Source organism: Methylocaldum sp. GT1BB, assembly GCF_051027545.1.
In the GTDB taxonomy this organism is placed as follows: Bacteria; Pseudomonadota; Gammaproteobacteria; order Methylococcales; family Methylococcaceae; genus Methylocaldum.
The window spans coordinates 4,727,798-4,753,040 of record NZ_CP194902.1 but is presented as its reverse complement, the minus strand read 5'-3'; the positions used below and the strand labels follow the sequence as shown (position 1 = coordinate 4,753,040).

At 61.0% G+C, this 25,243-nt stretch carries 21 protein-coding genes and 2 pseudogenes; 9 read left to right on the top strand and 14 right to left on the bottom strand.

Going from position 1 to position 25,243, the window contains the following annotated elements; translation table 11 throughout:
• Positions 1-5: 5 nt before the first annotated feature.
• From ACR2TX_RS22425 to ACR2TX_RS22415, 3 genes are all read right to left on the bottom strand, one after another.
• A complete protein-coding gene (locus ACR2TX_RS22425) occupies positions 6-2,360 on the bottom strand; it encodes an arylsulfatase (RefSeq protein ID WP_434130741.1) in 2,355 nt (784 codons plus the stop codon).
• Between the two features lie 266 nt (positions 2,361-2,626).
• Entirely contained in the window at positions 2,627-3,373 is a 747-nt protein-coding gene (locus ACR2TX_RS22420) for a hypothetical protein (RefSeq protein WP_077730687.1), read from the bottom strand.
• 90 nt (positions 3,374-3,463) lie between these two features.
• Positions 3,464-4,039: a MarR family winged helix-turn-helix transcriptional regulator gene (locus ACR2TX_RS22415; RefSeq protein ID WP_077730686.1), complete on the bottom strand. Its 576-nt coding sequence runs from the start codon at positions 4,037-4,039 to the stop codon at positions 3,464-3,466.
• A 498-nt stretch (positions 4,040-4,537) separates the two neighbouring features.
• Here ACR2TX_RS22415 and ACR2TX_RS22410 point away from each other — a divergent pair, with 498 nt between their 5' ends.
• From ACR2TX_RS22410 to ACR2TX_RS22390, 5 genes and pseudogenes are all read left to right on the top strand, one after another.
• Positions 4,538-5,902, top strand: coding sequence for a KamA family radical SAM protein (locus ACR2TX_RS22410; RefSeq protein WP_086134158.1), 1,365 nt, complete (start codon positions 4,538-4,540; stop codon positions 5,900-5,902).
• 602 nt (positions 5,903-6,504) lie between these two features.
• Positions 6,505-7,329 (top strand): hypothetical protein, encoded by an 825-nt coding sequence (locus tag ACR2TX_RS22405; protein ID WP_077730684.1) that lies wholly within the window; start codon positions 6,505-6,507, stop codon positions 7,327-7,329.
• Positions 7,330-7,427: 98 nt separating this feature from the next.
• Complete coding sequence (locus ACR2TX_RS22400; RefSeq protein ID WP_156879811.1) at positions 7,428-8,423, top strand: HAD family hydrolase; 996 nt, start codon at positions 7,428-7,430, stop codon at positions 8,421-8,423.
• Positions 8,424-8,825: 402 nt separating this feature from the next.
• A complete protein-coding gene (locus ACR2TX_RS22395; RefSeq protein WP_139841064.1) occupies positions 8,826-9,437 on the top strand; it encodes a DUF4136 domain-containing protein in 612 nt (203 codons plus the stop codon).
• 79 nt (positions 9,438-9,516) lie between these two features.
• Positions 9,517-9,780 (top strand): annotated as a pseudogene (locus ACR2TX_RS22390) (sulfatase/phosphatase domain-containing protein); the annotation flags it as partial.
• A 292-nt stretch (positions 9,781-10,072) separates the two neighbouring features.
• Here ACR2TX_RS22390 and ACR2TX_RS22385 read toward each other — a convergent pair.
• Positions 10,073-10,414: a PadR family transcriptional regulator gene (locus tag ACR2TX_RS22385; RefSeq protein ID WP_077730680.1), complete on the bottom strand. Its 342-nt coding sequence runs from the start codon at positions 10,412-10,414 to the stop codon at positions 10,073-10,075.
• An 80-nt stretch (positions 10,415-10,494) separates the two neighbouring features.
• Positions 10,495-11,856 carry an APC family permease gene (locus tag ACR2TX_RS22380; protein ID WP_434130740.1) on the bottom strand — a complete coding sequence of 454 codons (1,362 nt, stop codon included), beginning with the start codon at positions 11,854-11,856 and terminating at the stop codon, positions 10,495-10,497.
• A 269-nt stretch (positions 11,857-12,125) separates the two neighbouring features.
• Here ACR2TX_RS22380 and ACR2TX_RS22375 point away from each other — a divergent pair, with 269 nt between their 5' ends.
• The 3 genes from ACR2TX_RS22375 to ACR2TX_RS22365 all read left to right on the top strand — a co-directional run bounded on the left by ACR2TX_RS22375 (position 12,126) and on the right by ACR2TX_RS22365 (position 14,857).
• Positions 12,126-12,482, top strand: a complete 357-nt coding sequence (locus ACR2TX_RS22375; protein WP_077730678.1) for a DsrE/DsrF/TusD sulfur relay family protein — start codon at positions 12,126-12,128, stop codon at positions 12,480-12,482.
• Positions 12,479-13,585, top strand: a complete 1,107-nt coding sequence (locus tag ACR2TX_RS22370) for a cytochrome-c peroxidase (RefSeq protein WP_434130739.1) — start codon at positions 12,479-12,481, stop codon at positions 13,583-13,585. Before ACR2TX_RS22375 ends, ACR2TX_RS22370 begins: the two co-directional genes overlap by 4 nt.
• 588 nt (positions 13,586-14,173) lie before the next feature.
• A complete protein-coding gene (locus ACR2TX_RS22365) occupies positions 14,174-14,857 on the top strand; it encodes a hypothetical protein (protein WP_077730675.1) in 684 nt (227 codons plus the stop codon).
• A gap of 338 nt (positions 14,858-15,195) precedes the next feature.
• Here ACR2TX_RS22365 and ACR2TX_RS22360 read toward each other — a convergent pair whose 3' ends face one another.
• The 8 genes and pseudogenes from ACR2TX_RS22360 to ACR2TX_RS22325 form a co-directional block, all read right to left on the bottom strand.
• Positions 15,196-16,008 (bottom strand): substrate-binding domain-containing protein, encoded by an 813-nt coding sequence (locus tag ACR2TX_RS22360; protein WP_077730674.1) that lies wholly within the window; start codon positions 16,006-16,008, stop codon positions 15,196-15,198.
• Positions 16,005-17,795 carry a methanol/ethanol family PQQ-dependent dehydrogenase gene (locus ACR2TX_RS22355; RefSeq protein ID WP_434130738.1) on the bottom strand — a complete coding sequence of 597 codons (1,791 nt, stop codon included), beginning with the start codon at positions 17,793-17,795 and terminating at the stop codon, positions 16,005-16,007. Before ACR2TX_RS22355 ends, ACR2TX_RS22360 begins: the two co-directional genes overlap by 4 nt.
• Before the next feature lie 183 nt (positions 17,796-17,978).
• Positions 17,979-18,335: a c-type cytochrome gene (locus ACR2TX_RS22350; protein ID WP_434130737.1), complete on the bottom strand. Its 357-nt coding sequence runs from the start codon at positions 18,333-18,335 to the stop codon at positions 17,979-17,981.
• Entirely contained in the window at positions 18,332-18,856 is a 525-nt protein-coding gene (locus tag ACR2TX_RS22345) for a c-type cytochrome (protein ID WP_156879819.1), read from the bottom strand. Before ACR2TX_RS22345 ends, ACR2TX_RS22350 begins: the two co-directional genes overlap by 4 nt.
• A 77-nt stretch (positions 18,857-18,933) precedes the next feature.
• Positions 18,934-19,947: a mechanosensitive ion channel family protein gene (locus ACR2TX_RS22340; RefSeq protein WP_077730670.1), complete on the bottom strand. Its 1,014-nt coding sequence runs from the start codon at positions 19,945-19,947 to the stop codon at positions 18,934-18,936.
• A 101-nt stretch (positions 19,948-20,048) separates the two neighbouring features.
• Positions 20,049-20,234 carry a hypothetical protein gene (locus tag ACR2TX_RS22335; RefSeq protein WP_077730669.1) on the bottom strand — a complete coding sequence of 62 codons (186 nt, stop codon included), beginning with the start codon at positions 20,232-20,234 and terminating at the stop codon, positions 20,049-20,051.
• Positions 20,235-20,240: 6 nt separating this feature from the next.
• A complete protein-coding gene (locus tag ACR2TX_RS22330) occupies positions 20,241-20,774 on the bottom strand; it encodes a DUF421 domain-containing protein (RefSeq protein WP_077730668.1) in 534 nt (177 codons plus the stop codon).
• Between the two features lie 175 nt (positions 20,775-20,949).
• A pseudogene (locus ACR2TX_RS22325) lies at positions 20,950-21,357 on the bottom strand (hypothetical protein); the annotation flags it as partial.
• A gap of 356 nt (positions 21,358-21,713) precedes the next feature.
• Here ACR2TX_RS22325 and ACR2TX_RS22320 point away from each other — a divergent pair.
• Positions 21,714-23,318, top strand: coding sequence for an FAD-binding oxidoreductase (locus ACR2TX_RS22320; RefSeq protein WP_434130736.1), 1,605 nt, complete (start codon positions 21,714-21,716; stop codon positions 23,316-23,318).
• Positions 23,319-23,453: 135 nt separating this feature from the next.
• Here the strand turns inward: ACR2TX_RS22320 and hpnR are convergent, their stop codons facing one another.
• Positions 23,454-25,007 carry a hopanoid C-3 methylase HpnR gene (gene hpnR / locus ACR2TX_RS22315; protein WP_434130735.1) on the bottom strand — a complete coding sequence of 518 codons (1,554 nt, stop codon included), beginning with the start codon at positions 25,005-25,007 and terminating at the stop codon, positions 23,454-23,456.
• Positions 25,008-25,243 lie beyond the last annotated feature (236 nt).

The following is a 25,243-nucleotide window of genomic DNA, read 5'->3' as shown; positions in this document are numbered from 1 at the left end:
GCCTTTCACTGCCGGGTAATGATCGCCCGCAATTCCGCCTCCTTGTCCTCGATCAGTTCGCCCGACACGTCCACCGTTACCCGGTTCAGCTTGCCGCTGAAGGCGAACGGCACTTCGTATCGGGAGGTCACCGGAGACGCCGCGTCGTGGCCGCAGGTCAGCCCTTCGCCCAGGCTGATGAGAAGCGGTACGGTGACGGGAAGTTCGGCCTGTCCGACGAGTTTGCCGTCGATGTAGAGCTGGCCGCGGCCCGGCGCGCCTTTGCCTTGGGCGAGGTCGGGCCGGCCGGTGGGGTCGAACTCGAAGCGCAGCTCCGCCTTTCCCTGCGGTACCTCCGCGTCGGATTCGACCGCGAACTCCTCGGTGCCGACGTAGTTGTGCACGTAGCACAGCTTTTTGTCCTTGACGAAGAACGAGTACCCGCCGGTACTGCCGCCGTGGGCCAGCAGCACACCCTCGGCGCCATCGTGGATTTCTACCTCTGCGCTAATGCTGTGCGGCCGGTTGAGGACCTTCACCGCCACGTTATCGGGTACGGGCGAGGTATCGGGATAATAGATGTACCGCTGCCTGCCCCGGGTAAGCTGGGGACGTTCCTCGGCGAATCGCTGGGTGCCGCGGCTGTCGAGGGGCAGGACCTTGTATTTGCCCGCTTCGACATACCACATGGCGATCATTTCGATCAGTTTGTCCCGGTGCTGATCGGCCAGATTGCGGGTTTCGGAGAAATCTTCCGCCACGTGATACAGCTCCCAGCCGTGGGCATCCAGTTCGCGCAGTTTTTCCTCGGTAATCTCCATCTGTCCGAAGGACATTCCGGACTCGGCAAAGGAGGGCCCCGGAACGGGGCATACGGCGCGCCAGCCGTCGTGGTAGATCGATCGGTGGCCGAACATCTCGAAATATTGGGTGACGTGGCGGTTTTCCGCCTTCCCCTCGTTAAAGGTATGAGCAAAGCTCACGCCCTCGATGGGCGATTGGGCGACGCCGCGGATTTCCGCCGGCGGCTCGATTTGCAAGGCATCCAGTACCGTCGGCAGCAAATCGATGGCGTGAGCGTATTGCGGGCGGATTTCCCCTTTTGCCTGGATACCCTTTGGCCAATGCACGATGAAAGGATCGCTGACGCCTCCGCGGTAGGTTTCCCGCTTCCAGCGCTTGAACGGGGTGTCGCCCGCCCAGGTCCAGCCCCAGGGGTAATGATTGAAATACTTCGGGCCGCCCAGATCGTCCAGCGCCTTGAGATTGGCTTCCAAGGACTCCGGCACATTGTTGAAGAACTTGTTTTCGTTGACCGAACCGGTGGGGCCGCCTTCGGCGCTGGCGCCGTTGTCCGAGATCACCATGATTAGAGTATCGTCCAGTTCGCCCAGGCTTTCGATGAAATCCAGCAGTCGGCCGATGTGATGGTCGGTATGCTCCAGGAACCCGGCGAAGACTTCCATCATGCGGGCGTAGAGCTTTTTCTCGTCCGGCGTAAGGCTGTCCCAGCGGGCCACGTCGGGGTCGTGGCGGGATAGTTCGGTGCCCGGCGGAATAAGGCCCATGTCGAGCTGTTTTTGATGGACCTTGTGCCGGTAAGCTTCCCAGCCGTCGTCGAACTGCCCCCGGTAGCGGTCGGCCCATTCTTTCGGCACGTGGTGCGGAGCGTGCATGGCGCCGCTGGCGAAATACAGGAAAAACGGCTTGTCGGGGGCCGCCTGCTTGGCATCGCCGATGAAACGGATGGCCTGATCCGCCAGGTCTTCGGTGAGGTGGTAGCCTTCTTCCGGCGTTTTGGGCGGTTCGACCGCGTGATTGTCGTGGACCAGGTCCGGGTAATACTGGTGGGTATCGCCGCCCAGGAAGCCGTAATACCGCTCGAAGCCCCGTCCCAGCGGCCAGCGGTCGTAAGGGCCGGCGGCGCTGATCTGCTCCGCCGGGGTGAGATGCCATTTGCCCACCGCGAAGGTGTTGTAGCCCTGGCGCTGGAGAATCTCCGACAGGAAGCCGTTTTCGAAGGGAATGATGCCGTTCGCGCCCGGATAGCCCATGGAGCCCTCGGTGATGCAGGCCATCCCGTTGGAATGGTGGTTGCGCCCGGTCAGAAGACAGGACCGGGTAGGCGAGCACAGCGCGGTGGTGTGCATATTGCTGTAGCGAAGGCCGTTCGCCGCCAGCCTGTCGAGGTTCGGCGTCCGGATGGGCGAACCGTAACATCCGAGCTGGCCGTAACCGGTGTCGTCCAGCACGATGAACAGCACGTTCGGCGCTCCCGGTTTGGCCCGCAGCGGCTCCGGCCATGCGGGCGAGGAGGTCTCGGGCGTGCGGCCGACGACGCCGGGAAAAGTGGTTCCGGGTTTGTATTCCTTCAAAGACATGTCGTACCTCCACTTGCAATGCCTTGCGGGCGGTTTGGTCGATTTTGGGGACAGCGTCAATCCATCACGCGGTAGCTTTCCGCCCCGAGGTGTGAAATGCGAACGGCCCTAAGAAGACGACGAAATTGATCGGCACCGGTCACTGTTATCCATGGTTTCGCTCCTTGAGCCGGAAGTGCTGCGATCAAACGTTTATTTTTGTTAACGTCGACTGTAAATGACATCTGTACGAGCACGTAGTCATCTTCGACGCGGATGGCACGGGCTCAGTGCGCCTGGATAGGAACCCGAGCCGGCGTCAGAGCTCGTCCGGATGTATCGGTTAGGCTGACTATCAGCGTCCCGGCTGGCAAGGGTTCGAATTTTTGGAAATACAGCCAACCTGCCACCCACCCGCCGGGATTCAGCACCCCTTCGGGCAGGGCTCGCCGCATCATTTCGAGACTGGGCAAGTCGGACCCTTGCCAGTAATTCGAGTGGCGCGGGTTATAGGATTCATCGTGAGGAAAAGGACCTTCATGAGCAGGAACGGTGGGATAGAGCGGTTTTAGGTAAGGTGCCACATGGAAATCCCGAAAACCGAATTCCGGATCCACGATCGGTGGGTAGGCCACGGGAGTCAGCATCGGCAGCGTGCCGGGAACAACCGGCCCCCTGTCTTTCGCTTCGACCGGAAAGACCGGCAAGGCGGAGAACTCGTTCCCGGTGGGCGCCGCACGCACCTTGAAGTCGCTGTAGCGGATCAGTAGCGCGCTTTCACCGCGGTTGTCGATTTTCAAGTGTACGGGTGTGGTCTTGAACTCGATGGCTTTGGCTCCCGGCCACGATTCCGGCCGGGCGACGATCCGGACCGGGGAGATGTCGGACGCCACTTCTTTCTCGACCGGGCCGAGTTGCGCATAGTCAGGGATGGGTTTGACCACTGCCGCGTCCCGGCACGACATCAGCGGGACCGAGATCATGAACGTCGCTATCGCGGTGACGAGCACCGGATGCCGGCTCGGAAGTTCCATGTCCAAGACCTCTTTATTTTTTCGGGACTTACGAAAATTAGTCTCGATCCCGGCGGGAAAGTTCGAGCACGGATCGGCCAAGGCGCATCGCTAGTCCGCCGTCTTTCGAGGCTTGCGCCGGCGCATCGTCGTTCTCGTCTCCGATTCGTGACCGCTTACGCCCAAAGGCTGCATGGCGGCTTGTTCGTCGCTGATCTGCATGGCCTCCACCAAAAGATCCAGGTTTCGGGTCAGAGAGATCAAAACCGGATCCGGCAATTCGGTCAGTGCCTGTAGCAACAGACCCTGCCGGGGTTCGGGAGTTTGCTCCACGAGGGCTTGCCCTGCTTCCGTCAAATAAAGGCGTACCACCCGTTGATCGGGATTGGTTCGTTCCCGCCGGATCAGCCCTTTCTTTTCCAGCTTGACCAGCAAATTGCTTACGGTGGATTGATGAACCGACATGGCTCGCGCCAGTTCCGACACTTTCATTCCGGCGTTATTCGACAACTCCGACATCGCCCAAAGCTGGGCGTAGCTGACTCCGCAGCACGATTCCACCCACTGCGAATGCTGTTGCACGGCACGGAAAATCAGGCGAAAGCGTTTGAGCGCTTCGTGGGGCCGTGCCGTCGGTTCGGCAATTTCCGGCGAATCTTCTTGCGGTCTGTATTCAATCGTTTTCATGTGTCCGTCATCAAAATCTATTTGGCGTGCTACGGCCTATTGCCGCTGCACGCTTCGCTTGGAAGCGCCGGTTCTCTTTGCGGGCTTGCGGGAAAGAATGGTCGGAGTACGGACGGCGGTCCGGGACTCCCCGAATTCGACGGGCATCCCGACGTATATTTGCACAAATCATTTTTGTGCAAATATACTTACCCCCCCGTGAGAAGCTCCGACCATGTGCCGACGTGATGTGACAGTTTATTGCCCTCTGACGCACAGGACGTCGGGACATCGGGTTTCTCACGTTCTTACCAAGAGAGTCGTCTTCGTTAAGCGGGGGATGGTCGGAATAAGGGGGGACACCTTATCGGGTAGCCCGAATGCCGCGTTACCCGGTCGAAATCTTCCGTTGGCGGCTTTGAAGCCTCAGTCCTCAGCGAGATGGAAACGCTCGAGTCCAGTGCACGTCTCAGTACCTGCTCCTTAACAACTATACCTAATTCTCGGCGGAAATATCTTATGAGTATCTCTCCCAAGAAAATCTTTACGGGATTCGATTCGACACGCTACACGGCGTACAACCTCGGCAATTTTCGCGAAATCCCGCAAATGGCACGGCTCAGTGAGGAGCAATTGTTCGAAATCGAAGTCGTGGGGCGAGTGCTGCCCTTCAAGACCAACAATTTCGTGGTCGACGAGCTGATCGACTGGGATAACATCCCCGACGATCCGATGTTCATATTGACCTTTCCGCAGCGCGACATGCTGTTGCCGCACCATTACGAGGAAATGGCGGAACTCGTGAAAGCCGGCGCGAGTCCGGCACTGATCCGCGAGGCGGCGGACCGTATCCGCTTGGAGCTCAATCCCCATCCGGCGGGCCAGTTGGATCTCAACGTCCCTCATTTGAACGGCGAACCTTTGCACGGCATGCAGCACAAATACCGGGAGACCGTGCTGTTTTTTCCGAGCCCGGGCCAGACCTGCCACGCCTACTGCACGTTCTGCTTTCGCTGGCCGCAGTTCGTGGGACTGTCCGGCTTGAAGTTCGCGAGCCGCGAAGCGGAACATCTGGTCGCCTATCTTAAGGCGCACCCGGAAGTGACCGATGTGCTCTTCACCGGCGGCGATCCGCTGCTCATGTCGGCGCGGCGGCTGGCCGATTACCTGGAGCCGCTGATCGCGGCGGATCTTCCCAATCTGCGCCATATCCGGATCGGCACCAAGGCGCTCTCCTATTGGCCTTACCGCTTTCTCACCGACGCCGATTCCGACCACATGGTCGCGCTGCTTCGGAAAGTGGCCGCCAGTGGCAAGCATCTGGCGATCATGGCGCATTTCAATCATCCACGGGAGCTGGAACCCCAGCCGGTCCGGCAGGCGATTCAGCGGCTACGCTCGACCGGCGCGGTGATCCGCACCCAATCGCCGGTGCTCCGCCACATCAACGACGACCCGGCGCTATGGGCGCGGATGTGGAATGCCCAGGTCGACCTGGGCTGCGTTCCGTATTACATGTTCTTGGCGCGCGATACCGGCGCTCAGCATTATTTCGCCGTGCCCCTGGTGCGTGCCTGGGAGATTTTCCGGGAAGCTTACCAGCGCGTGAGCGGCCTCGGCCGTACGGTGCGGGGTCCCAGCATGTCTGCCTGTCCCGGCAAAGTCCAGGTGCTCGGCGTCACCGAGGCGGCAGGCGAAAAGATCATCACGATGCGGTTTCTACAAGGCCGGAATCCCGATTGGATTCATCGTCCGTTCTTCGCCGAGTACGACGACAAGGCGACATGGCTGGACGAACTCAAACCCGCGTTCGGTCAACCGCAGTTTTTCTTCCAGGACGAACTGGAACGGATCTATCGTGAATGCCAGTTCGCTTCATCGTAGGTTTAGAGAACTGAAATCGACAGGGGCCCGGACTGCAGCAGGCCTGCTTCAGGGTCTCGTTCGCGGCAACGGTCCGGGCGGTCGGGAGCGGATTATTCGCCTTGGATATAGCTCGACTGCGCTGTCGACAAGGAAAATCGGACTGATGCAACATAATTCCATTCGACATTCGAGTGAAAATTAATCGTAGGATGGGTAGAGCGAAGCGAAACCCATTGATGGTGGGTTAGCCCTTCGACAGGCTCAGGACAGGCCCTTCGGCTCCGCGTAACCCACCGATTGAAGATCGCTCGGTGGGTTACGGCGGACGCGAAGCGCAGTGATTGGCGGTCGGTCAGTGCTGATGTGTGCCTAGCCAATCCAACGAAAATGAATGCCTGACCGAAAGCGATTGGGAATAAGGGAACTGATTTATTAACCCGGCCTATAAATATAGGCCGGGTTAATCCGGGGCAGGGATGCCCCGGCGCGGCGACAAGCCGCGTGAGCCCAGGCCGGGCGTGTACCGGGCCTGGGCGGCGGCCCGAAAGACCAGGAGGGTATTTACGGGCCTGATTAATAACCGTTGAGCCACGCAACAGAACTGGATAAGGAGATCCTGCATGACTGTCAACCCCGGCTTTTTTTCGTCTTACAAACCCTTGCCCCTTGTGGCGGCCTTGGCAGCGGTCCCAAGCTTCCACAGCGCGGCGGCGGAAAGCGACGCTAGCCAAAATCCCTGGGCCTTCAACCTCACGCTCTACGCATGGCTGCCCGGCGTGGACGGCAAGTTTTCCGCGGGGCCGTTCAACAAGTCGGTCGACTCCACCTTCATCGACATCGCCGAGGAGCTGAGGAACTTCCCGCTGGCCTTCATGGGACGGCTCGAAGCGCATTACGAGCGGCTGGGGTTCTATCTGGACGGCAATTACGTGGATCTGGATTTCGAGCCCCGGTTCGCTCGGGGCATCAGCAAAGGCTTGTCGAGCCAGTTGGGCGTCATGGAGTATGGTGCCATGTACCGCGTGTTCGGCCCGGCCGCCTCGGAACGCATCGCCCACTGGGACGAGAAACCGCGCTCCAACATGCTCGAGCTCTATGCCGGCGGACGCACCCTCTGGCTGGACAATCAGGTCGAGTTCAGGGGCATCGGCAGCGCCTCGACCGGCAAGAGCTTCACCAGTCCGGTCATAGGCGCGCGGTTCACGGTGCAACTCAGCCCGAAATGGTTCGTCCTGGTGGACGGCAACGGCGGCGGCTTCGGCGTGGACAGCATCGACTTCGCCGGGTCCGTGCTGGGGCTGGTCGGCTACCGCACCACCCTGTTCGGCATGCCCGCCTCGATCGAGGCAGGCTACAAGGCCTTGCGCCTGGACGTGAGCAAGCGCATCATCGAAACCGATGTGACCCTGAGCGGTCCGTTCCTCGGGCTGACGGGCTATTGGTAGACATCGAGACGGGTAGTTTGGGCATGCACCCATGTCCGACACGGATGGACTGAAGACTGATTGGAGAAGCCGCCCATGCTCATCGTTCCTTCCGGCTCATGTTTCGGCCGTTCGTTCTTTTCCTGGGTCTGATCCTGTTGACGAATGGAGCCGCCCTTGCCGTGCGGAAAGCCGCCGACCCGCTGCCGTCCTGGAACAACGGCCAAACGAAGCAAGCCATCCTGGCGTTCGTAAAGAAGGTGGCCGACAGGAAGAGCGCCGATTACGTTCCACCTACCGAGCGCATCGCCGTGTTCGACAACGACGGCACCCTGTGGGCCGAGCAGCCGCTGTATTTCCAGGGACTGTTCGCGCTGGACCGGGTGAAGGCGCTGGCCCCGCAGCATCCCGAATGGAAGGAGCGGCAGCCGTTCAAGGCCGCGCTGGAAAACGATCTGACGGCACTCGCGGCCCGCGGCGACAAGGGGCTGGTCGAACTGGTCATGGCCACCCATGCCGGCATGACCACGACCGAGTTCGCGGCCATCGTCGAGGACTGGCTGGCAGAGGCCCGGCACCCCAAGTTCGGGCGGTCTTACACCGAACTGGTCTACCAGCCCATGCGGGAACTGCTGGCCCACCTCCGCGCCAACGGTTTCAAGACCTACATCGTCTCGGGCGGCGGGATAGATTTCATGCGGCCTTGGGTCGAAAAAGCCTACGACATTCCGCCCGAACAGGTGGTGGGGAGCAGCATCGAGACGAAGTTCGAACTGCGCGACGGCAAGCCGGTGCTGGTAAGGCTGCCGGAGGTGGATTTCGTCGACGACCGGGCTGGCAAGCCGGTGGGCATCCACAAGTTCATCGGGCGACGGCCCATCGCCGCCTTCGGCAATTCGGACGGTGACCTTCAGATGCTTCAATGGACGGCGGGTGGCGAAGGGGCGCGGCTCATGGCGCTGATCCACCATACCGACGCCGAGCGCGAGTGGGCCTACGACCGCGAGTCGTCCGTCGGCCGGCTTGACCAAGCGCTAGACGAGGCGAAGACTCGCGGCTGGATGGTGGTGGACATGAAGCGGGACTGGAAGCGGGTGTTTCCATTTTCCGAGTGAGCCGAGTAATTCCATTCGGCATTCGAGTGAATATTCATCGTAGGATGGGTAGAGCGAAGCGAAACCCGTCGATGGCGGGTTAGCCCCTAGTCTCCGCTCAGGACAGGCTCCGCGTAACCCACCGATTAGAGGCCGCCCGGTGGGTTACGGCCTCGCGGCCTAACCCACCCTACAAAGTTGATTCCCCATTGAAAGATTGAAAGCAATTTTGAATAAGCGTTCGATGCGCACGCGTTCAAGGCCTGGACTGAGATCAATAACTCGTGTGCGGGTGTATCCAAGCGGGTGCGGTCTGCTATTACAGGACCGAGGTCCGTTAGAGGCTGATGTCGGGTTTGGCTATAACTTTCAAGCGGAATGCAAGACAAAGAATTAAGGAGTACAGGGATGGTCGAAGCTGGAATGAGACCGGCAACAAATCGTCCGAATTCAAGACTGGGTTTGAGTCTGTTGTGGCTTGTAGCGGCGCTGGTGGCCGCCTGCGCGACGACGCACCTCAAGGATTCCTGGAAGGACCCGCAGTTCAGCGATGTGCCGTTTCGCAAGGTCCTGGTCATCGGGGTCAGCCGCAGCGATGCGAACCGACGTCTGTTCGAGGACGGTTTCGTACAGGCGCTGCGCACATCCGGAACCGAAGCCTCGGCGAGTTATTCGCTGCTGCCGGAAGAAGGCCCCCTGCCGAAAGAGAGAATCAAGCAGGCGGTTGCAAAAACCGGCGCCGATTCGGTGTTGGTCACACGGGTCCTCCGGGTGCAACGCAAGGTGGACGTCAGCCCCGGTTACGTCGGACCCGGTCCAGGATTTTACGGCTGGTACGGGGCAACCTGGGCGGCCGCGCCCGAAATCCACGCGTATGACGTTATGACCATCGAGTCGACGCTGTGGGACATCAAGCGCGAGCAAGCGGTGTGGTCGGGAATCAGCGAGTCGATCGACCCGAAGGATGTCACCAAAGTGACCCGGGAGCTGGCTGAAGCGCTGATCGCCAAGATGAAGGAAGACAAGGTGTTGTGACCGACGCCGAAGCGGTTCCCTCTCGAATCGAGGACACCGCCCCCCCTTGGCCAGGAAGCGTATGGAAACCTGCGACGAGTTCCGTAACGAGAAGAACTCCAACCGGGAGGGCGCCTTCCGCATCCCGCTGCTGCTGCGCTGGCCCGGCAAAATCCCGGCGGGCATGGTCTCCAACGAAATCGTCCAGCACCACGACTGGCTGCCGACGTTTCTCGCGGCGGCTGGCGAGCCGGATGTCGTGGAAAAGTGCAAGAAAGGCCACCAGGCGGCGGGCAAGACCTTCAGGGTCCATATCGACGGCTACAACCTGCTCCCCTACCTGACCGGCCAGAAGGCGGCCAGCTTCACTATCGATCAGGCCCTGGCGAAAATGAGCGAAGTCGCCAGCGGCGCCGGGCGCTAAGCGTCCGCGGCTCGTGAAACGGCCCGCGGACACGGCCGAAGATCGCGAGAGAGACGCTCATGGGCGTGGCCGCGCTGCTGTTGCTCGCGGTTAAGGTCAGCATCCTTCTCATCGTCTTCGGCCTTGGCCTTTTCCGCAAATCCCAGAGGCGCTGGGTATCTGTTCCGTAGACCGGTGCGGCTGGTTCGGTGGCTGCTGCTATGAACCTGGTCATGCCGCTGTTCACCCGATGTTACTCGGACGGATCGGGCCTTCCGGCCGGTCCGAGATCACCCAGCACTTCTTCCACCAGTTCCCGCAGCTTGGGTTTGACCTCTTTCAAGGCGGTCCGGCCCTGGTCGGTGATCCGGTAGTACTTGCGTGCCTTGCCGCCCACCACGGTTCGCTCGACGCTGAGATAGCCCGCCTTCTCCAGGCCATGAAGAATGGGATAGAGCGTGCCGGGGCTCAGGCGATAGCCGTGGCGCTGAAGTTCCTCCAACATCGCTGCGCCGTAGAAGGGCTCCTCGGCGGCGTGGTGAAGCAGGTGGACTCGGACGAAGGCGAGGAATATGTCGTAATACAATTTGCTCATTCGTTTTCAATCATCGACCCGGCCCGCCGGCTGCCGGAAGGTGGAGCGTAGCGGCGTCTGGAGTGAGTCGGGTGCGGTGCCTAGCCGGATGATCGGCTTGATGCGCTGGAAGCGTCATGCCGCCGCTTCGCGACCGCGTGCCAGAGGAGACCGGCGGCAATAAGTCCTAAACCGGTCAGCCAAATCTGCCGCTCCACCCAGAACGCCAGGAACAGACACGCCAGTAATCCCAGTCCCGCGACCCAGGGCGGATAAAGCCGCTGCTCGGCAGGCAGCCGCAGCGCCGCGCCATTGGTCAGGGCATAGTAGATCAAGACGGTGAATGCGCTAAATGACCACGTCGTTTTGACATTGCCGATCAGCACGAGCCCGCCGATAACCACACCTACCGCCAGTACGGCCCAGTAAGGCGTCGTCTTGGCTTCATCGAGGCGTTCAAAAATGACCGGCATATCGCGGCGGCGGCCCATCGCCAGCAGCACGCGCGACAGTCCCAGAATCAGGTTGAGCAGCACGCCCAACATGGCCGTCACGGCACCGATCGCCAGAATGTGCGGGCTGAAAGGGATGGGAAACTGTCGCGCGGCCACGGCCAGCGGTGCGGCTTGCGTGCTCGTCGCACCCGTCGCCGCACCGCTCAGCCCCTCGGCTCCAGCGGCTCCGACGCCGACCGCCGCCACGGCGATATAGAGCACCATGGTCACGATCATGGTGAGGATGATCGCTGTGGGAATCGTGCGCTTCGGTTCGTGCACTTCCTCGCCCAAGGTAGCGATACGTCCATACCCCGTGTAAGCCACGAACATCAAGGCGGCCGCGTGAAACAATGCGCCGAGAGGGCCGGTCTCGTCCGCTCTGGGCGCGAAAAACGGCGTGAAGTTGGCGCCCGATGTGACCGACAAGCCGGCCATGACGAAGAAAAGCAGACTCAGCAGGGTCACCGAGACAATGACGACGTTGGTCACGTTTGAACGGTGGATGCCGCTCAGCGCAACCAGCGTGAGCGCTATCACCGCCGCCAGCGCCAGAAGGACCAGATAATCCTGCGAGAGGCCCAAGGCGCCCAGCGTGTAACCGGCGAAACCCAGGGCGGCGGTGGCAGCGGAGGCGGACTTGGCAATCAGGAACATCCAACCGGCGGTGAAGCCCAGCCAGGGATTGAGGTATCGATAGCCGTACTCGTAAGTGCCGCCGCTGACGGGATGGCTGGCGGCGAGTTGGGCGCTGCCGAGTCCATTGCAGATGGCAACCAGGGCCGCCAGCACGATAGCCAGAATGGCGGATGGCCCGGCGATGCCCGCCGCAATGCCGATGCTCACGAATACGCCCGTGCCGACCATGGCACCCAGGCCCATCATGATCGCACCGAACAATCCCAATCGCCGTTGGAGTCGAGGCGAGCCAGGGGCCTGTGTTGCTTGACGGATCCGTGGTTCGCTCATCGTTTCACCTCACGCCAGCGCCGGCGACCGTCAGGACCATTCCGTATCGAACGGATCGCGCGTCGAGTTCAGCACGGTGAGACGGGTCAAACGACTTCATGGGATGTTCTCCGATTGCATTCAGGTCCGAGGCGAAATCATACTATCGAAATCCGTTATCGGATATCGATAATATATCGTGCCGGGGTTGTGCGAGGCCCCGACAAGCGATATCTGTCTAAGGAGATAAATCGCTTTCTTGGCGGACACCACGAACGGAGGGATGGACGATGAAGGTACTCATCATTTTCAACAGGCCGCCCTATGACGGTACCGACGTGACATGGAATGGGCTGCGGCTGGCGGGGAAACTGCTTGAAGCCAGTCAGGATGTGCGTATTTTCCTGATAAATGATGCCGTCGACATGGCGCGGGACACTTGTAAAGTTCCGGAAGCTTACGACCAGGACCTCGTCATGATGCTCAAACAGTTGATCGCAAGAGGCGTTATCGTGAAAGTTTGCGGAACCTGCATGGCGCGATGCGGCATCCATAAAAACCAGCCTTACTACGAAGGCGCACGCCAGTCCACCATGGCCGAGCTTGCGGAATGGGTGGTCGATAGCGACAGGGTCATCACCTTATGAACAGCCGGCTCAACCATCGCGACGGCGGTCCCGTGAAAGGACGCCGCTCCGTTTCATCGTTGGCCCGCCGGACACGGGGCGTCCCCTGGGCAGCGGCTCTTCTCGCGGTTACGGTTCACGCCCAGGAGGCGGGGCAGCCTTTGATGGAAAAGGCCAGGCAGCTGTTCGAACCGCTCCCCAAGGATATGGCGACCGAGGAGTTTCCGACCGATCCCGCGCGTGTCGCACTGGGCCGGAAGCTGTTTTTCGATCCCCGGCTGTCCCTGGACGGCACCGTGAGTTGCCAGACCTGCCATCGTCCCGGCCTGTACGGAACCGACGCCTTGCCTAAATCGATCGGCGCCGAACATCGCCTGAACGCCCGCAACGCGCCCACCGTGCTCAATGCCGCGCTCCAGTTCAAGGCACTCTGGATCGGCAATCGCGCCGACGTGGAGGACCAGGCCATGAAATCGTTGACGGGACAGACCAGTTTCGGCAATCCCGAAACTGCGGCCGTGGTCCGAAAGCTCAAGGCGCTGGGCTACGAAGCCGAGTTCAAACAAGCCTTCCCGAACGATCCGGAGCCGGTGAAGCCGGAGAACTGGGGCAAGGCCATCGGCGCCTACGAGCGCACCCTGGTGACGCCGTCGCCCCTCGACGCCTATCTCAAAGGCGATGCCAAGGCCCTGACGCCTCAAGCGCGGAATGGCTTGAAGACCTTCATCGACCTCGGCTGCGTCTCCTGCCATAACGGGGTGGCTGTCGGCGGATCGGCATTCCGGAAATTCGGGATGTTCGGGGATTACTGGACGGAGACCGGCAGTCCGTCGATCGACGAAGGTCGTTTCAAGGAAACCCGGAATCCCGCCGACAAGTATCTCTTCAAGGTCCCTGGCCTCCGCAACGTGGCCATGACCCCGCCGTATTTCCATGACGGCTCGGTGGCCACCCTGCCGCAAGCGGTGCGCGTCATGGGCAAAGTGCAACTCGGCAAAGAGCTTACCGACCAGGATGTCAGCGACCTGGTGGCCTTCCTGAACAGCCTGACGGGCGAGTTGCCCCAGGAGTTCGCCACCGAGCCGGTATTGGCGCCACGGACCTTCTCGGCGACGCCGCCATGATTCGCAGGAAGACTCCTGCTGAACCGCTTAAAGCGTTTTCATCGCGCTCGTACGGCAAAACAGGCTTGGCGGACGTCGTTGGCGCCTTCGGCTAGGGTAGATCGATTCAAGCTTTCGTAGGTCGGCAATCCTTTGCCGACGAACCCGTTGGCCGAACGGCGGCGTCGGGAAGGGATTCCCGACCTACTCGCCAGTGCCCGTACAGTAGGTATGAAAACGCTCTAGCCAGCGACTTTATCGCTGAAAGGAAACTCACTTCATCCGACCACGCGCGGTCTTCGACACGGTAACTACTTGTTGTCCGTTGAAACGGATTGCAGTCCCGGTCCGTTTCAATTTCAGGCTTCCACACGTCGGCCACAGATTCGAGGTCGCTCGAAGGTCGGACGTCAGCTCAACGTCGTGGCGCCCATGGATTTCAACAGAGTCACGAATACCTCGGTGGATATTTTCGGACGCGCGCTTCCAACAGCCTGGAATTCCGCGGTTCCCTGATTGTCATACTGTTTCACGGCTGGTGAACCGTGTCCCAGTAGGGTTGCGATATCTCGCCAGGAACTCTGTTGTCTCTGTTCTAAGGAGCTGAACATGACTAGCAACTCTCTCGCCTTCCCACTTCGATTCTCCAGACTTGCATTTTCGGGCGCCTCCCTGGGTAGAACCCTGCTCAAGCGGTTGCGCGACACCGTGATCGGTGTTCCGGTCGCGGTCCTGCTTTTCACCCTGCAGCTAAACCACGCTGTCGCAGCACCGGCGGAGACCACTTCCTCCGGCTCGACAACAGTGCGGCTTGCGCCAGAGTTTGTGCAGGCGCTGAATGATCTCGGGGTCACGCCCGACGCCATATCACCGGCCCAGTTGCGGATGAACTCGGACGGGGTACGGGCCATCTTTCCGATTACAACGGGCGTGGTGGACCTCGAGCCTGTGCGCGCCGAGATAGACCACTCGGGCGGGCTCTCGCTCACGGCTGGCGACACCCGCGTGGAGCTTTCCAGCTTTATCATCGATCTGACCGGAGACCGGCCCGTCTTGACCGGTCTGGTGGTGGCGAACGACGATCTGGTTGCGCGCCTGCCCCTGTTCGACCTTTCCCTGGAGGCCGCGAAAGTCGATAGCGGCGACGATGTCCTAACGGTGGAGGAGGTCAAGGTCACCCTATCGGAGGAAGCGGCCAGTGCGCTGAACCAGCAGTTCGGCGTCCAGGCTTTCACGAAAGGCTTTCCGATCGGTCAAGCTAACGTGCGCGCCGTTCTCGAATCTGAGGACTAGACATACGGCACATCCGCTGACAGGCGGGTTCGCCGGGGGTTCAAACAGCCGGATCAGCGATGATCCGGCTGTTTTCTTTCTGTAAAAGCGGATAGGTTTTGCCACCGGGCATTCGGGGAAACTTGGAAGGTAGATTCAAGTTCCGATGCTGCCGCAAGGTGCTGAAGTGCCGAGGTCTGCAATCGACCGGTTTGAACCATCCAATCCACGCGACTTGACCGTGGCAGAGCAACGTCCACTTCCTCCGACCGCGAGTGGTTTTCCACGAGGCATGTCGTCCCGACAAGCGAATTGCTGCATTCCCGGCCCAACTTGATTTCAATCCTTCTACACGCCGGCTACAGCGGCTCGACGAGCGGCACGCCGTATTCCTTCAACAACTTGTTGACTTGGCCGCGCTTCCTTGCCAGCGCTTCATCGAGCGCGGCCCGCAACGGCTCGTCGCCTTTTCGCACGCCCATCGCGATCGAAAATTCGAACGGCTGCGCTTGCGCCTCGGCGGGCGTCGGCAGGGGTACGACCTCTAGCTTGACCGGCTGGCGTTTGGCGAAGTAGCCCGCCAGCGGTCCCCAGGCGATCGCGACATCGACCTCGCCTCGGGAGACCGCCTCGATCAGGCGTGCCGGCGGATTGGGTTTCCGATAGTCGCCGTAAATGCTGTAGCCGACCACGTTCCGGATGATGCCGCGCCGGGCCAGGGCTTCGGCCGGGGGCGGATTGCTGTAGTCGTCGCCGATGAAATGAAGACCGATCCTGAGCGTCCGAAGTCGCGGATCGTCGAGTGAACGCGGCGCGTAGCCGGCGTTCTTGCGGTATACCAGGGCATAGCTGGAGCGGTAGTACGGGCGGGTCGTCAGGGCCATTTCGAATCCGCTAGGCACGCCCATGACCAGGTCGCAGCGCCCTGCGTTCAGCGTGTTTCGAAAGAAGCCGCGGCGCTGTGCCCACCAGGTGTACTCCAGCTTGCGGCCGAGTTCGCGGGCCATGATCTTCGCCAGGCGATTCTCGAAGCCTTCGCCGCGCTGGTTGGAGAAGGGCAGGTTGTTGGGATCGGCGCAAATCCGCAGGATTTTCGTCCCTTCAGCGGCATAGGCGCTCGCGGCGACGCTCAGCGACAAACACAATGCCATCCGGCGCAAGCCTCCGATCATGGCTGCTCCTCCGGCAGCGCGAAGACGTATAAGGTGCCGCCTTCGCCCGTGACTTTGGGCAAGTCTTGCATCGCCCCGACGAAACCCAGTGCGCCGTACGGAACCTTGGGGTCCAACTCGCCCGACACCACCGCGCCGGACCAGCCGCCGACGCCCGCCAGCACCGCGACATATTGTTTGCCATCGGGGCCCCGGTAGGTGATGGGCTGGCCGATCACGCCGGAGCCGGTCCGAAACTTCCACAACTCCCGGCCGGTCTTTGCGTCCACCGCCTTGAACCAGCGGTCCATGGTCCCGTAGAACACCACATCGCCCGCCGTCGCCAGGGCGCCGCTCCAGGCCGGAAACGGCTCCTCGATGGTCCACACTTTCTTGTTCTGGACCGGGTCCCAGGCGGTAAAGAAGCCGCGGTTGCCGCCCGGTCCCGCCTTCATCGCGACTTCGGCGCCCACATAGGGCGTTCCCGCGATATAGCCCACTTCCATGGTTCTCATGTCGAAACAGAGGTTGTTGTGGGGCACGTAAAGAAAGCCCGTGCGCGGCGAATAAGCCATGGGCTGCCAGTCCTTGCCGCCCGGCGGGGCGGGGCAGATATCTTTCACGAACTTGCCGAGTTGCGGTTCTTTGCCGGTCGCCAGATCCGGGATGCCGGTCTTCAGGTCGACGCGCTTGACCGTGTTGGTATAGACGAACGGCTCGGCGGAAATGATTTCGCCGGTCAGCCGGTCCATCACGTACATGTAGCCGTTGCGGTCGGCATGCACCAAGACCTTGCGATCCTGGCCGCCGATATTCAGGTCGAGTAGCACGTTCTCGTTGATGCCGTCGTAGTCGTAGAGATCGTGCGGATTCCACTGGTAGGCCCAGCGCGCCATGCCGGTGTCGGGATCGCGGGCGAACACCGAAGAGGTCCATTTGTTGTCGCCGGGGCGTTGCACGGCATTCCAGGGGCCGGCGTTGGAGGTGCCGTAATAGATCAGATCGGCTTCCGGGTCGTAGGAAATCCAGCCCCAGACCGTCCCGCCGCCGATTTGCCAGGCCGTCTCGGACGGCCAGGTGGTCGCGCCCAGGTTCTCGCCGGTTACGTAAGGCGGCTTGAAATCCGGTCCGATCAATACGTCCTTGTCCGGCCCCGTGCTGTACGCCTGCCAGAGGATCCGGCCGTTACGGGTATCGAGCGCGGTGATCCAGCCGCGCACGCCCATCTCGCCGCCGCTGTTGCCGACCAGAACCTTGTTCTTCACCACGATGGGGGCCATGGTCATGGTTTCGCCCATGGCGATTTCGCCCAGCTTGGTTTTCCACGCTTCCTTGCCCGTGGCCGCATCGACCGCCACGGTATGATTGTCCAGCGTGTTGAAGAAGATTTTTCCCTCGGCGTAGGCCGCCCCGCGGTTCACCACGTCGCAACAGGCCACGCCCTGCGCGGCTCGGCTGGGGTTCGGCTTGTACACCCACTTGATCGCGCCGGCCTGATTCAAGTCCAAGGCGTAGAGAAGATTGGGCCAGGGGGTGACGAGGTACATCGTATCCTTCACGACCAGCGGCGCCGCCTCGTGGCCGTTGAGCACTCCGGTCGAAAACACCCAGGCGACGCGGAGCTGTTTGACGTTGCCGGCGTTGATCTGATCCAGGCCGCTGAAGCGGGTATTGGCGTAATTCTTGGCGGCCATCACCCATTGGCCGTCGTCCTGAGAAAGGCGGACGACCTCGTCCGAAGCCGGGGCATTCGCCAGCCATCCCGAACAGGCGGCAGAAATCAGCAAACACAGCATCGATCGGATCATCCGGTCTCTCCTCCAGCTGTAGATCAACAATCCTTTGCCGGAAAGCCGGCTTGTCGACCCGCTGTGTCGGGAAAGGATTCCCGACCTACTTCGGGCGCGACGTTAATCGTAGGTCGGCAATCCTTTGCCGACAAATGCGCCGTGAAAGGATTCCCGACCTACATCGGACGCGGTCCCAGCCATTCAGCGCAGAGTCTGGAGATAAGCGAGCACCGCCTGCAATTCCGGGCCGGAGAGATCCATGGTCGGCATGAAGCAGCCCGGCTTTTGCGCCTGCGCATCCGCGATCCAACCTCCGAGATTGCCTACCGTATTCGGGAGCGTCCCCGCGCCGATGTAACGCCGGCTCATCAGATGGGTCAGGTCGGGACCCAAAATGCCGTAGGCATTGGTTCCGCGGACGGCATGACAGACGCCGCAGCGCTCGATGAACACCTGGTAACCCTCACGTTCGAGCTGCGCCACGGAAGGCGCTGCGCCGGCATCGCCGGCCAGGCAGATCGTGAACGCGACGAGGTGCTTGAGTACCGTTGCCTTCATCGTTGGGAGCCGCGTCCACGACCCGAATCGGGATGGGCCGGCTTTTCCGTCGAGCCGGCGTCCGGTGCGGGCGCTCCGCCGAGCGTTCGGATATAGGTCACCAGTTGCCAAATGGACTGCGGCGGCAAGGCCCGGCTCCAGGCCGGCATACCGTTGGGACGGCCTTGCGCGATGCTGAGATAGATCGCGGCGGGTTCTCCGCCGTAGATCCAGTCGCGGTCGCTCAAGGGCGGACCCATGCCGCCTCCGCCCAAGGGGGCATGACAACCGCTGCAATTCAGGCTGTCGAACAGCTTTCGGCCCTGCACGATGGCGCCGGCATCGTTCGCGTACGGATTCTCGATCGGCAGTCCGCGCCGCGGGACGATCGGATTGCCGGAGATGGGCACTTCCAGCAATTGGGCGGCGCTGGGGCGATGCAGCGGTCTCGCCCCCCATTCCTGGCCAAATACGGGAAATAACGCCGATGATGCCGCTGCCGCGGCCGAGCTCAACAATACAAGGCGCTTAATGCTTCCCATCTAAAGCGGCCGATAAACGATTGAGGCGGGCGATACCTCAAATTAGACGAAAACGACGCGTCTGTCGTTAGCGGATATTACGTATGATCGAACGCGCCGGCAGGCTGAATCCGCGACTCTTTCTCGATCCGAAGCGGCGGAACTCCCACGATCTCGAAGGTTGCCGAAGCGAGTTCGATGCCGGCCTGTTCGAAGCCCTGGAGGATGTCGCGGCTCAGCGCGTCCTTGGCTTCGCGAATGCCGCGGTCGCGCACGATGAAGCGCACGGTCAGCTCCAGCCAATTATCGGTCAGGCGGTAATAGACCCGCGGCCCGATCTCGGTCGGTTTCAGGAAATAGCGCCGCTGCATCTCTTCCAAGGCCTCCTGCCCGAGCTTATTGGTCGTGATCGTGTGGCGCAGGGCAGCTTCCGTGACGATGCGCTCGGCGCGTTCGCGGTCGGCCCGGTACGGAATCGGGAGGCTCAGTTCTTCCCAAATATAGGGGAAGTCGCGGGTGTAGTTGTAAACCGGCTCGTCGAAAATCCTGGCGTTGCTGACCGTGACCAGACGGCCGGTGTATTCCCGGCTTCGCACCCACATGGCCGGATCGGCAGCCTGCACCGACGGCGGCTGGCCCATTTCCATGATCGTCGTCTGCATGAAGCCCAAGGCCACCACATCGCCGCGCACGCCGCCCATGACGATGCGGTCGCCCACATGGAAGGTCTTGCCTCTCAAGATCACGAAATAACCCGCTGCCGCGGTGACCACCCGCTGCAGGGCGAAAGCGAGACCTGCCGTCACGAGGCCCAAGGCGGTGGCGAGCCGGGTCGGGTCGTTGAACCAGATGGAGGCGAGTCCCAACAACAACAGAAAGGCGGTAATGAGCTGGATCGTTTGGCGCGCCCAGAATTCGGTCTGCTCGTCGGGGCGGCGGCGGAAGATGAATTTCGAGCCCTGACGGATCGCCCATCGCAACAGAAAAATCATGGCGATCAGGAGAAGACTCATCAGGAGCTTCTTGCCGTTCTCGGCATTGATGCCGACCAGCCGAATCCCGAAAATTTCCACGGCCCGGCTAGGGCCCACCAAGCGAATGATTTCATCCATGTCGGCAGTTTCCTGTTCGCCTTTACGGTACCGACCGGCGACGGACGGTTTTTATCCGCATTGGCTCGAATCCGGAAAGACAGAGCCCGATCGCGCAGCCTTTATTCCCCGAACGGCAGTTCCAAGCCCAGCGCCCGCAGCACCACGTCAGCCGCAAGAAACATCCCGAATCCGACCAGCAGAATTCGCAGCACTCGGGGCAGCCAACGGCGAAACAGCGTTTCCGGCCTGGCCCTCCACGGCACTTGCCGGCCGGGCAGCAGCTTATGGATCAGCAGCAGAATCAAGAGAGGCTAGGCCGCGGTCGAGGTCTCGTGTTCGCTGCCGCGCACCCCCGCCAGGCTCGAAGCGCCGCCGGTGTCGATGTTTTGCAGGACGCTGAAGCTGCCGTCGGTTTCCAGAACCACCGCGCCCACTTGGTCGGGCGACGCGATCCCCTGGGTGCGGAGAGCCTGCAGGATTTCTCCCTCGGTAACCCGTTCCGCCTTGAGCGCCGCGTGCAGGAATTGGCCTCGATGGAACAGCAGGCGCGGTTCGTCTTTGACCATACGGCTTACCGTGCTGGACCGGGCCGACAGCCAGGCCAAAGCCCACTGAAGAAAGATGAGCAGGGCGAAGGCCAGCACGCCATCGGCCAAGGTCACGTTCTTCGTCAGCAACACCGTCGCCAAGGTGGAACCCAATGCCACGGTCACCACGAGGTCGAAGGCGTTGAGCTTGGACAGGGTGCGTTTGCCCGAGACCCGCAAAAGCAGCACCAGCAGGACATAGGCGCACACACCCACCACGCCGGTTCTCACGAGACTCATCCAATTGTCGAAAAACATAGTGCCTCCTTGCGGTAAGAAATCCTTAGAAATATTAATCAGGCCCGTAAATACCCTCCTGGTATTTCGGGCCGCCGCCCAGGCCCGGTACACGCCCGGCCTGGGCTCACGCGGCTTGTCGCCGCGCCGGGGCATCCCTGCCCCGGATTAACCCGGCCTATAAATATAGGCCGGGTTAATAACACTGCCGTTCGCCGCGTCGTCGAATGTCCAGGGTGGCGCAATGGAACGAACCGCCGAGCGGCGCATAGCTCGCAAACGAGCAGGGAATCGGCTCGAAGCCGTGCCGTTCCAAGAGCCGTATCATCGACGGCTGGTCTTTTTCGACGATCATTCGCTTTTCGTCGATCGAGAGCACGTTGACGCTCAGCCAACGGCTGGACATGGATACGAGCTGTAGAAACGTGCTCGGCGTCGGATCGGGCTCGGGTGCGACCAGGATATCCCAAGACTTGAGCATCTCCGGAAGCCGGCCGACGTCGACGTATTCCGGATTGACCAGCAACCGGCTTTCCGCCAAAGGCAGAATGGTGGTGTCGATGTGCATGGGTTGCCGGCAGCGGCTTTCGATTTCGTGAACGCGGATAAATGCAACGTCTCTACCGTGATTCATGGGGTTTGCGCACAAGCCTCCGATGCCCTTTCTCGCCGGCCGATTGACATTTCACATTGCCGGAACGGAGGCCGTTCCACTATGCCTTATCGAAGTGACTCGGGCGGCATTGGATTGTTCCCTATGGCGGCATAGGTATCTGCACAATTTGTCACCCGGCACGGAAGGGTGGCTTTGGATGCTTGTGTAGATGCCTTGGTTAGGGCTGGCGGGACTATGTCTTAGCCGCGCGAAGGTTTAGAATCGATTCGGCGCTAACGGCAAGGATCGCCGGCGGGTGTTTCTTTCTCGGAAGTAATTGCACGTCTATCTGACATGGAGGTCCGATGGTGCATTCAATTCTAAACGCTACAGCGGCGGAGGCTCTGGCCATCGCCATTCGCAAACGTGTTCGCGGCGAGGTCCGGTTCGATTTCCGCAGCCGCGCGCTCTACGCGGCGGACGCAGCCGACTACCAGCAGATGCCGATCGGCGTGGTCATCCCGCGCGACGTCAACGACGTGGTCGAGACCGTTGCCGCCTGCCGCAAACACGATACGCCCATCACGACGCACGGGGGAGGAACCCGCTTGGCCGTGCCGTGGCGCAACTCCGTCGTGATCATCGACATGTCCAAGTATCTTCGGGGCGTTCTCGCCATCGACCCCTCACGGCAGCGGGCAGTCGTGGAGCCGGGATGCGCACTCGATTCTCTGCGGAGTAAAGCGGAGGAGCACCATCTGACCTTCGGTCCCGACCCATCGAACCACGCTCACTGCACTCTGGGCGGCATGATAGGCAGCAACGCGTGCGGACTGCACTCGGTCATGGCCGGGCATACCGCCGATAATGTCCACAGGTTGGACATCCTCACTTACGACGGGCTGCGCATGACCGTCGGTCCGACCTCGGAGGAGGATTTGGAGGCCATCATTCGCGGCGGCGGCCGGCGCGGGGAGATCTATGCCGGCCTAAAGGCGTTGCGCGACAAATACGCCGATACGATCCGGGCACGCTTTCCCAAGATTCCGCGCCGCCTCTCCGGCTATGCGATAGATCAATTGCTGCCCGAGAACGGCTTCAATCTCGCTCGCGCACTGGTCGGTACCGAGGAAACCTGCGTTATTGTCCTGCATGCGGAATTGCGCCTGGTGCCGAGCCCGCCCGTGCGCACGCTGCTGGTGCTGGGTTATCCGGACATTTTCCGGGCCGCCGACCACATTGCCGAACTCATGGCGTTCAAACCCATCGGCCTCGAAGGCATCGACGACTCGCTCGTCAGGTCCATGAAGGCCAAACAAATGCGCTTGGAGGAATTGCAACTGCTGCCTGCGGGGCGCGGCTGGCTGATCCTGGAGTTCGGAGGCGAAACTCAGGAAGAATCCGCCGGCAGAGCGCGGCAACTCATGGACGAACTGCGCTGCAAACCAGGGGCTCCGTCCATGAAGCTGCTGGACGATCCTCGTGATGAAGCCCGGATACGGAAGTTCCGGGAGGCCGGACTTACGGCGACTACCCATGGGGCGGGATTGCGGATGGTCCGGCCGATTTGGGAGGATGCGGCCGTGCATCCTCAGGATGTCGGTCCGTATTTGAGGGAATACCGGGCGTTGCTCGATAAATACGGTTATCGCTGTTCTTTGTACGGCCATTTCGGCGAGGGCTGTATCCACTATCGGATCGACTTCATCGCGCACGAACGCATCCGACATTGGAGGGCTTTCGTCGACGAAAAGACGGACCTTGTCGTGCGTTACAACGGTTCACTGTCCACCGAACAGGCCGACGAACCGGCACGAGCGGACCTTTTGCCCAAACTGTACGGCGACGCGTTGGTTCAAGCATTCCGCGAATTCAAGGCGATTTGGGACCCGCAGAACCGGATGAGCCCGGGCAGGGTGATGGATTCGTTCTCGTATGCGAGACCATTGCATCTGAGACGGGCGATGTGACTTCTAATGCAGGCTCCGGTTTTGCTGATGCTCGCCGTTGGCCGATCTCTTCTGCCATGGCTATGGCGACTGCAAGAGCATTTTTCGGTTTGGTTGTAGAAAGGTTCGTCGGCAATCCTTTGCCGACGAACCGCGTCAGGACTCGGCCAAGGCCCCCGTTCGGCTTTCGTCGACGAAGCGCTCGGTAGCCTCGTCCAGCGCGCGCGGCTTGCGTTCGCGGATCTCGTGGACGTAAAGGGTTTGCGGCTTGAATTTCTGCTCGCTGCGTTCGGGCGGCAGGGACATCTCGTATTTGACCGGGCGCCGGTGGTCCGCCAGTTGCAGTTCCGGGTTGAAGACGCTGTTGAATTTCCACAGGCTTTTCAGGAAGTTGGTCTGGCCCCGCAGCAGACGGCGGAAGACGATGCCGGCCGCGCCTTTGAGGGATTCCCAGCCCATGTGTTTCAGATTGAGCACCTGCTGGGTTTTCACCAGTTCCGCGTAGAACTCGGGCAGCGGCAGCCGGGTGGGCAGGACGGCATGCTGGATGTCGAACAAACGGTAGTCGCGGGTGGTCAGCTTTCGTGATTCGGTGTGCCAGGTTTCGGTGCCGGGGTAGGGCGTGTTGACGCTGATGTTGACGATCTCCGGAATCTCCAGACACCACTGGCGGATGGTTTCGAAGCGGTCCCGGTCCCAATCGGGGTCGGCGATGATGTTGATGGCGACGGTGATCCCCAGGGAGCGGGCGAATTCGAGCGCCTCGAAGTTCTTGGACAGGCTCACCCGCTTCCGATAAAGAGCGAGACCGGCCTCGTCGATGGCCTCGACCCCGAGAAACATGTATTCCATGCCCAGCGTTTTCCAGAACCGGAACACGTCCTTGTTGCGGAGCAGCACGTCGCCCCGTGTCTCGAGGTAATACTCCTTCTTGATTCCGCGTCGGGCGATGGCTTCGCCGATTTCGAAGCCGTGCTTGTCCTGGATGAAAGCCACGTCGTCGACGATGAAGACGCCGGGTTCCCGGACGCGGCTCAGGTCCTCGACGATCTTCTCCGGGCTCATCACGCGGTAGCTGCGGCCGTAAAAGGTCCAGGCGCTGCAAAAGGAGCAGTCCCAGGGACAGCCGCGGGTGAATTCGACCGAGGCACAGGGATCGAGAGTGCCGAGGAAATATTTGCGGCGATGCCGCACCAAATCCCGCGCCGGGCTGACATCGTCGAGGTCGGCCACGAAGCCGGGCGGCGGACCTTCGCCGTCGGCCGTGACGGCTCCCGGTACCTTATGCACCGAATCGCGGTCGTGCTCGATCGCCTCCAAGAGCTTCGGAAATCCGGCTTCGCCCTCGCCGCGCAGCACGCAATCGATCTTGCCCTCGCCGTGTTCCAGCAGGTCCTTGGCCGTGAACGAGGCGCTGTGCCCGCCGATGCAGACGAAGCTGTCGGGTAGCCGGTCCTTGGCGTCCTTGGCGAGATCGATCACTTCCGGAACATTGGCCAGGTAATTGAGGGCGAAGGCCACGACGTCTGGCCGCCAGGTTTCCAGCATCCGGTAGAAATCCCGGTGGGTCTCGACCTGAAGATCGATCAGGCGGACCGAGTGCCCCAGGCGGCGTGCCGATTCCGCCACCATTTCCAAACCTAAAGGCTCGAGACGGAGAAAGACCTTGGTGTACATCAGGGGACTGGGGTGGACGGCGAGAATTTTCATGGAGTGATCTCTTCTAGTTATTGGTTTGTCGATTCGTTCAGGAAAATCCTTGTTCCGCACCATCGGTCGGTGTCGGGTCAAAAGCAGACTATGAAATTTGGAGTCCATGTCAATGACGGAAATTCCTTTGAGGCGGCGCTCGCCATAAGAAAATTGTCATTCCGCCGGATTTCACGGGCTAGAGCGTTTTCCGAATCGGTGTAAGGGACTCGGATATGTAGGTCGGCAATCCCTTG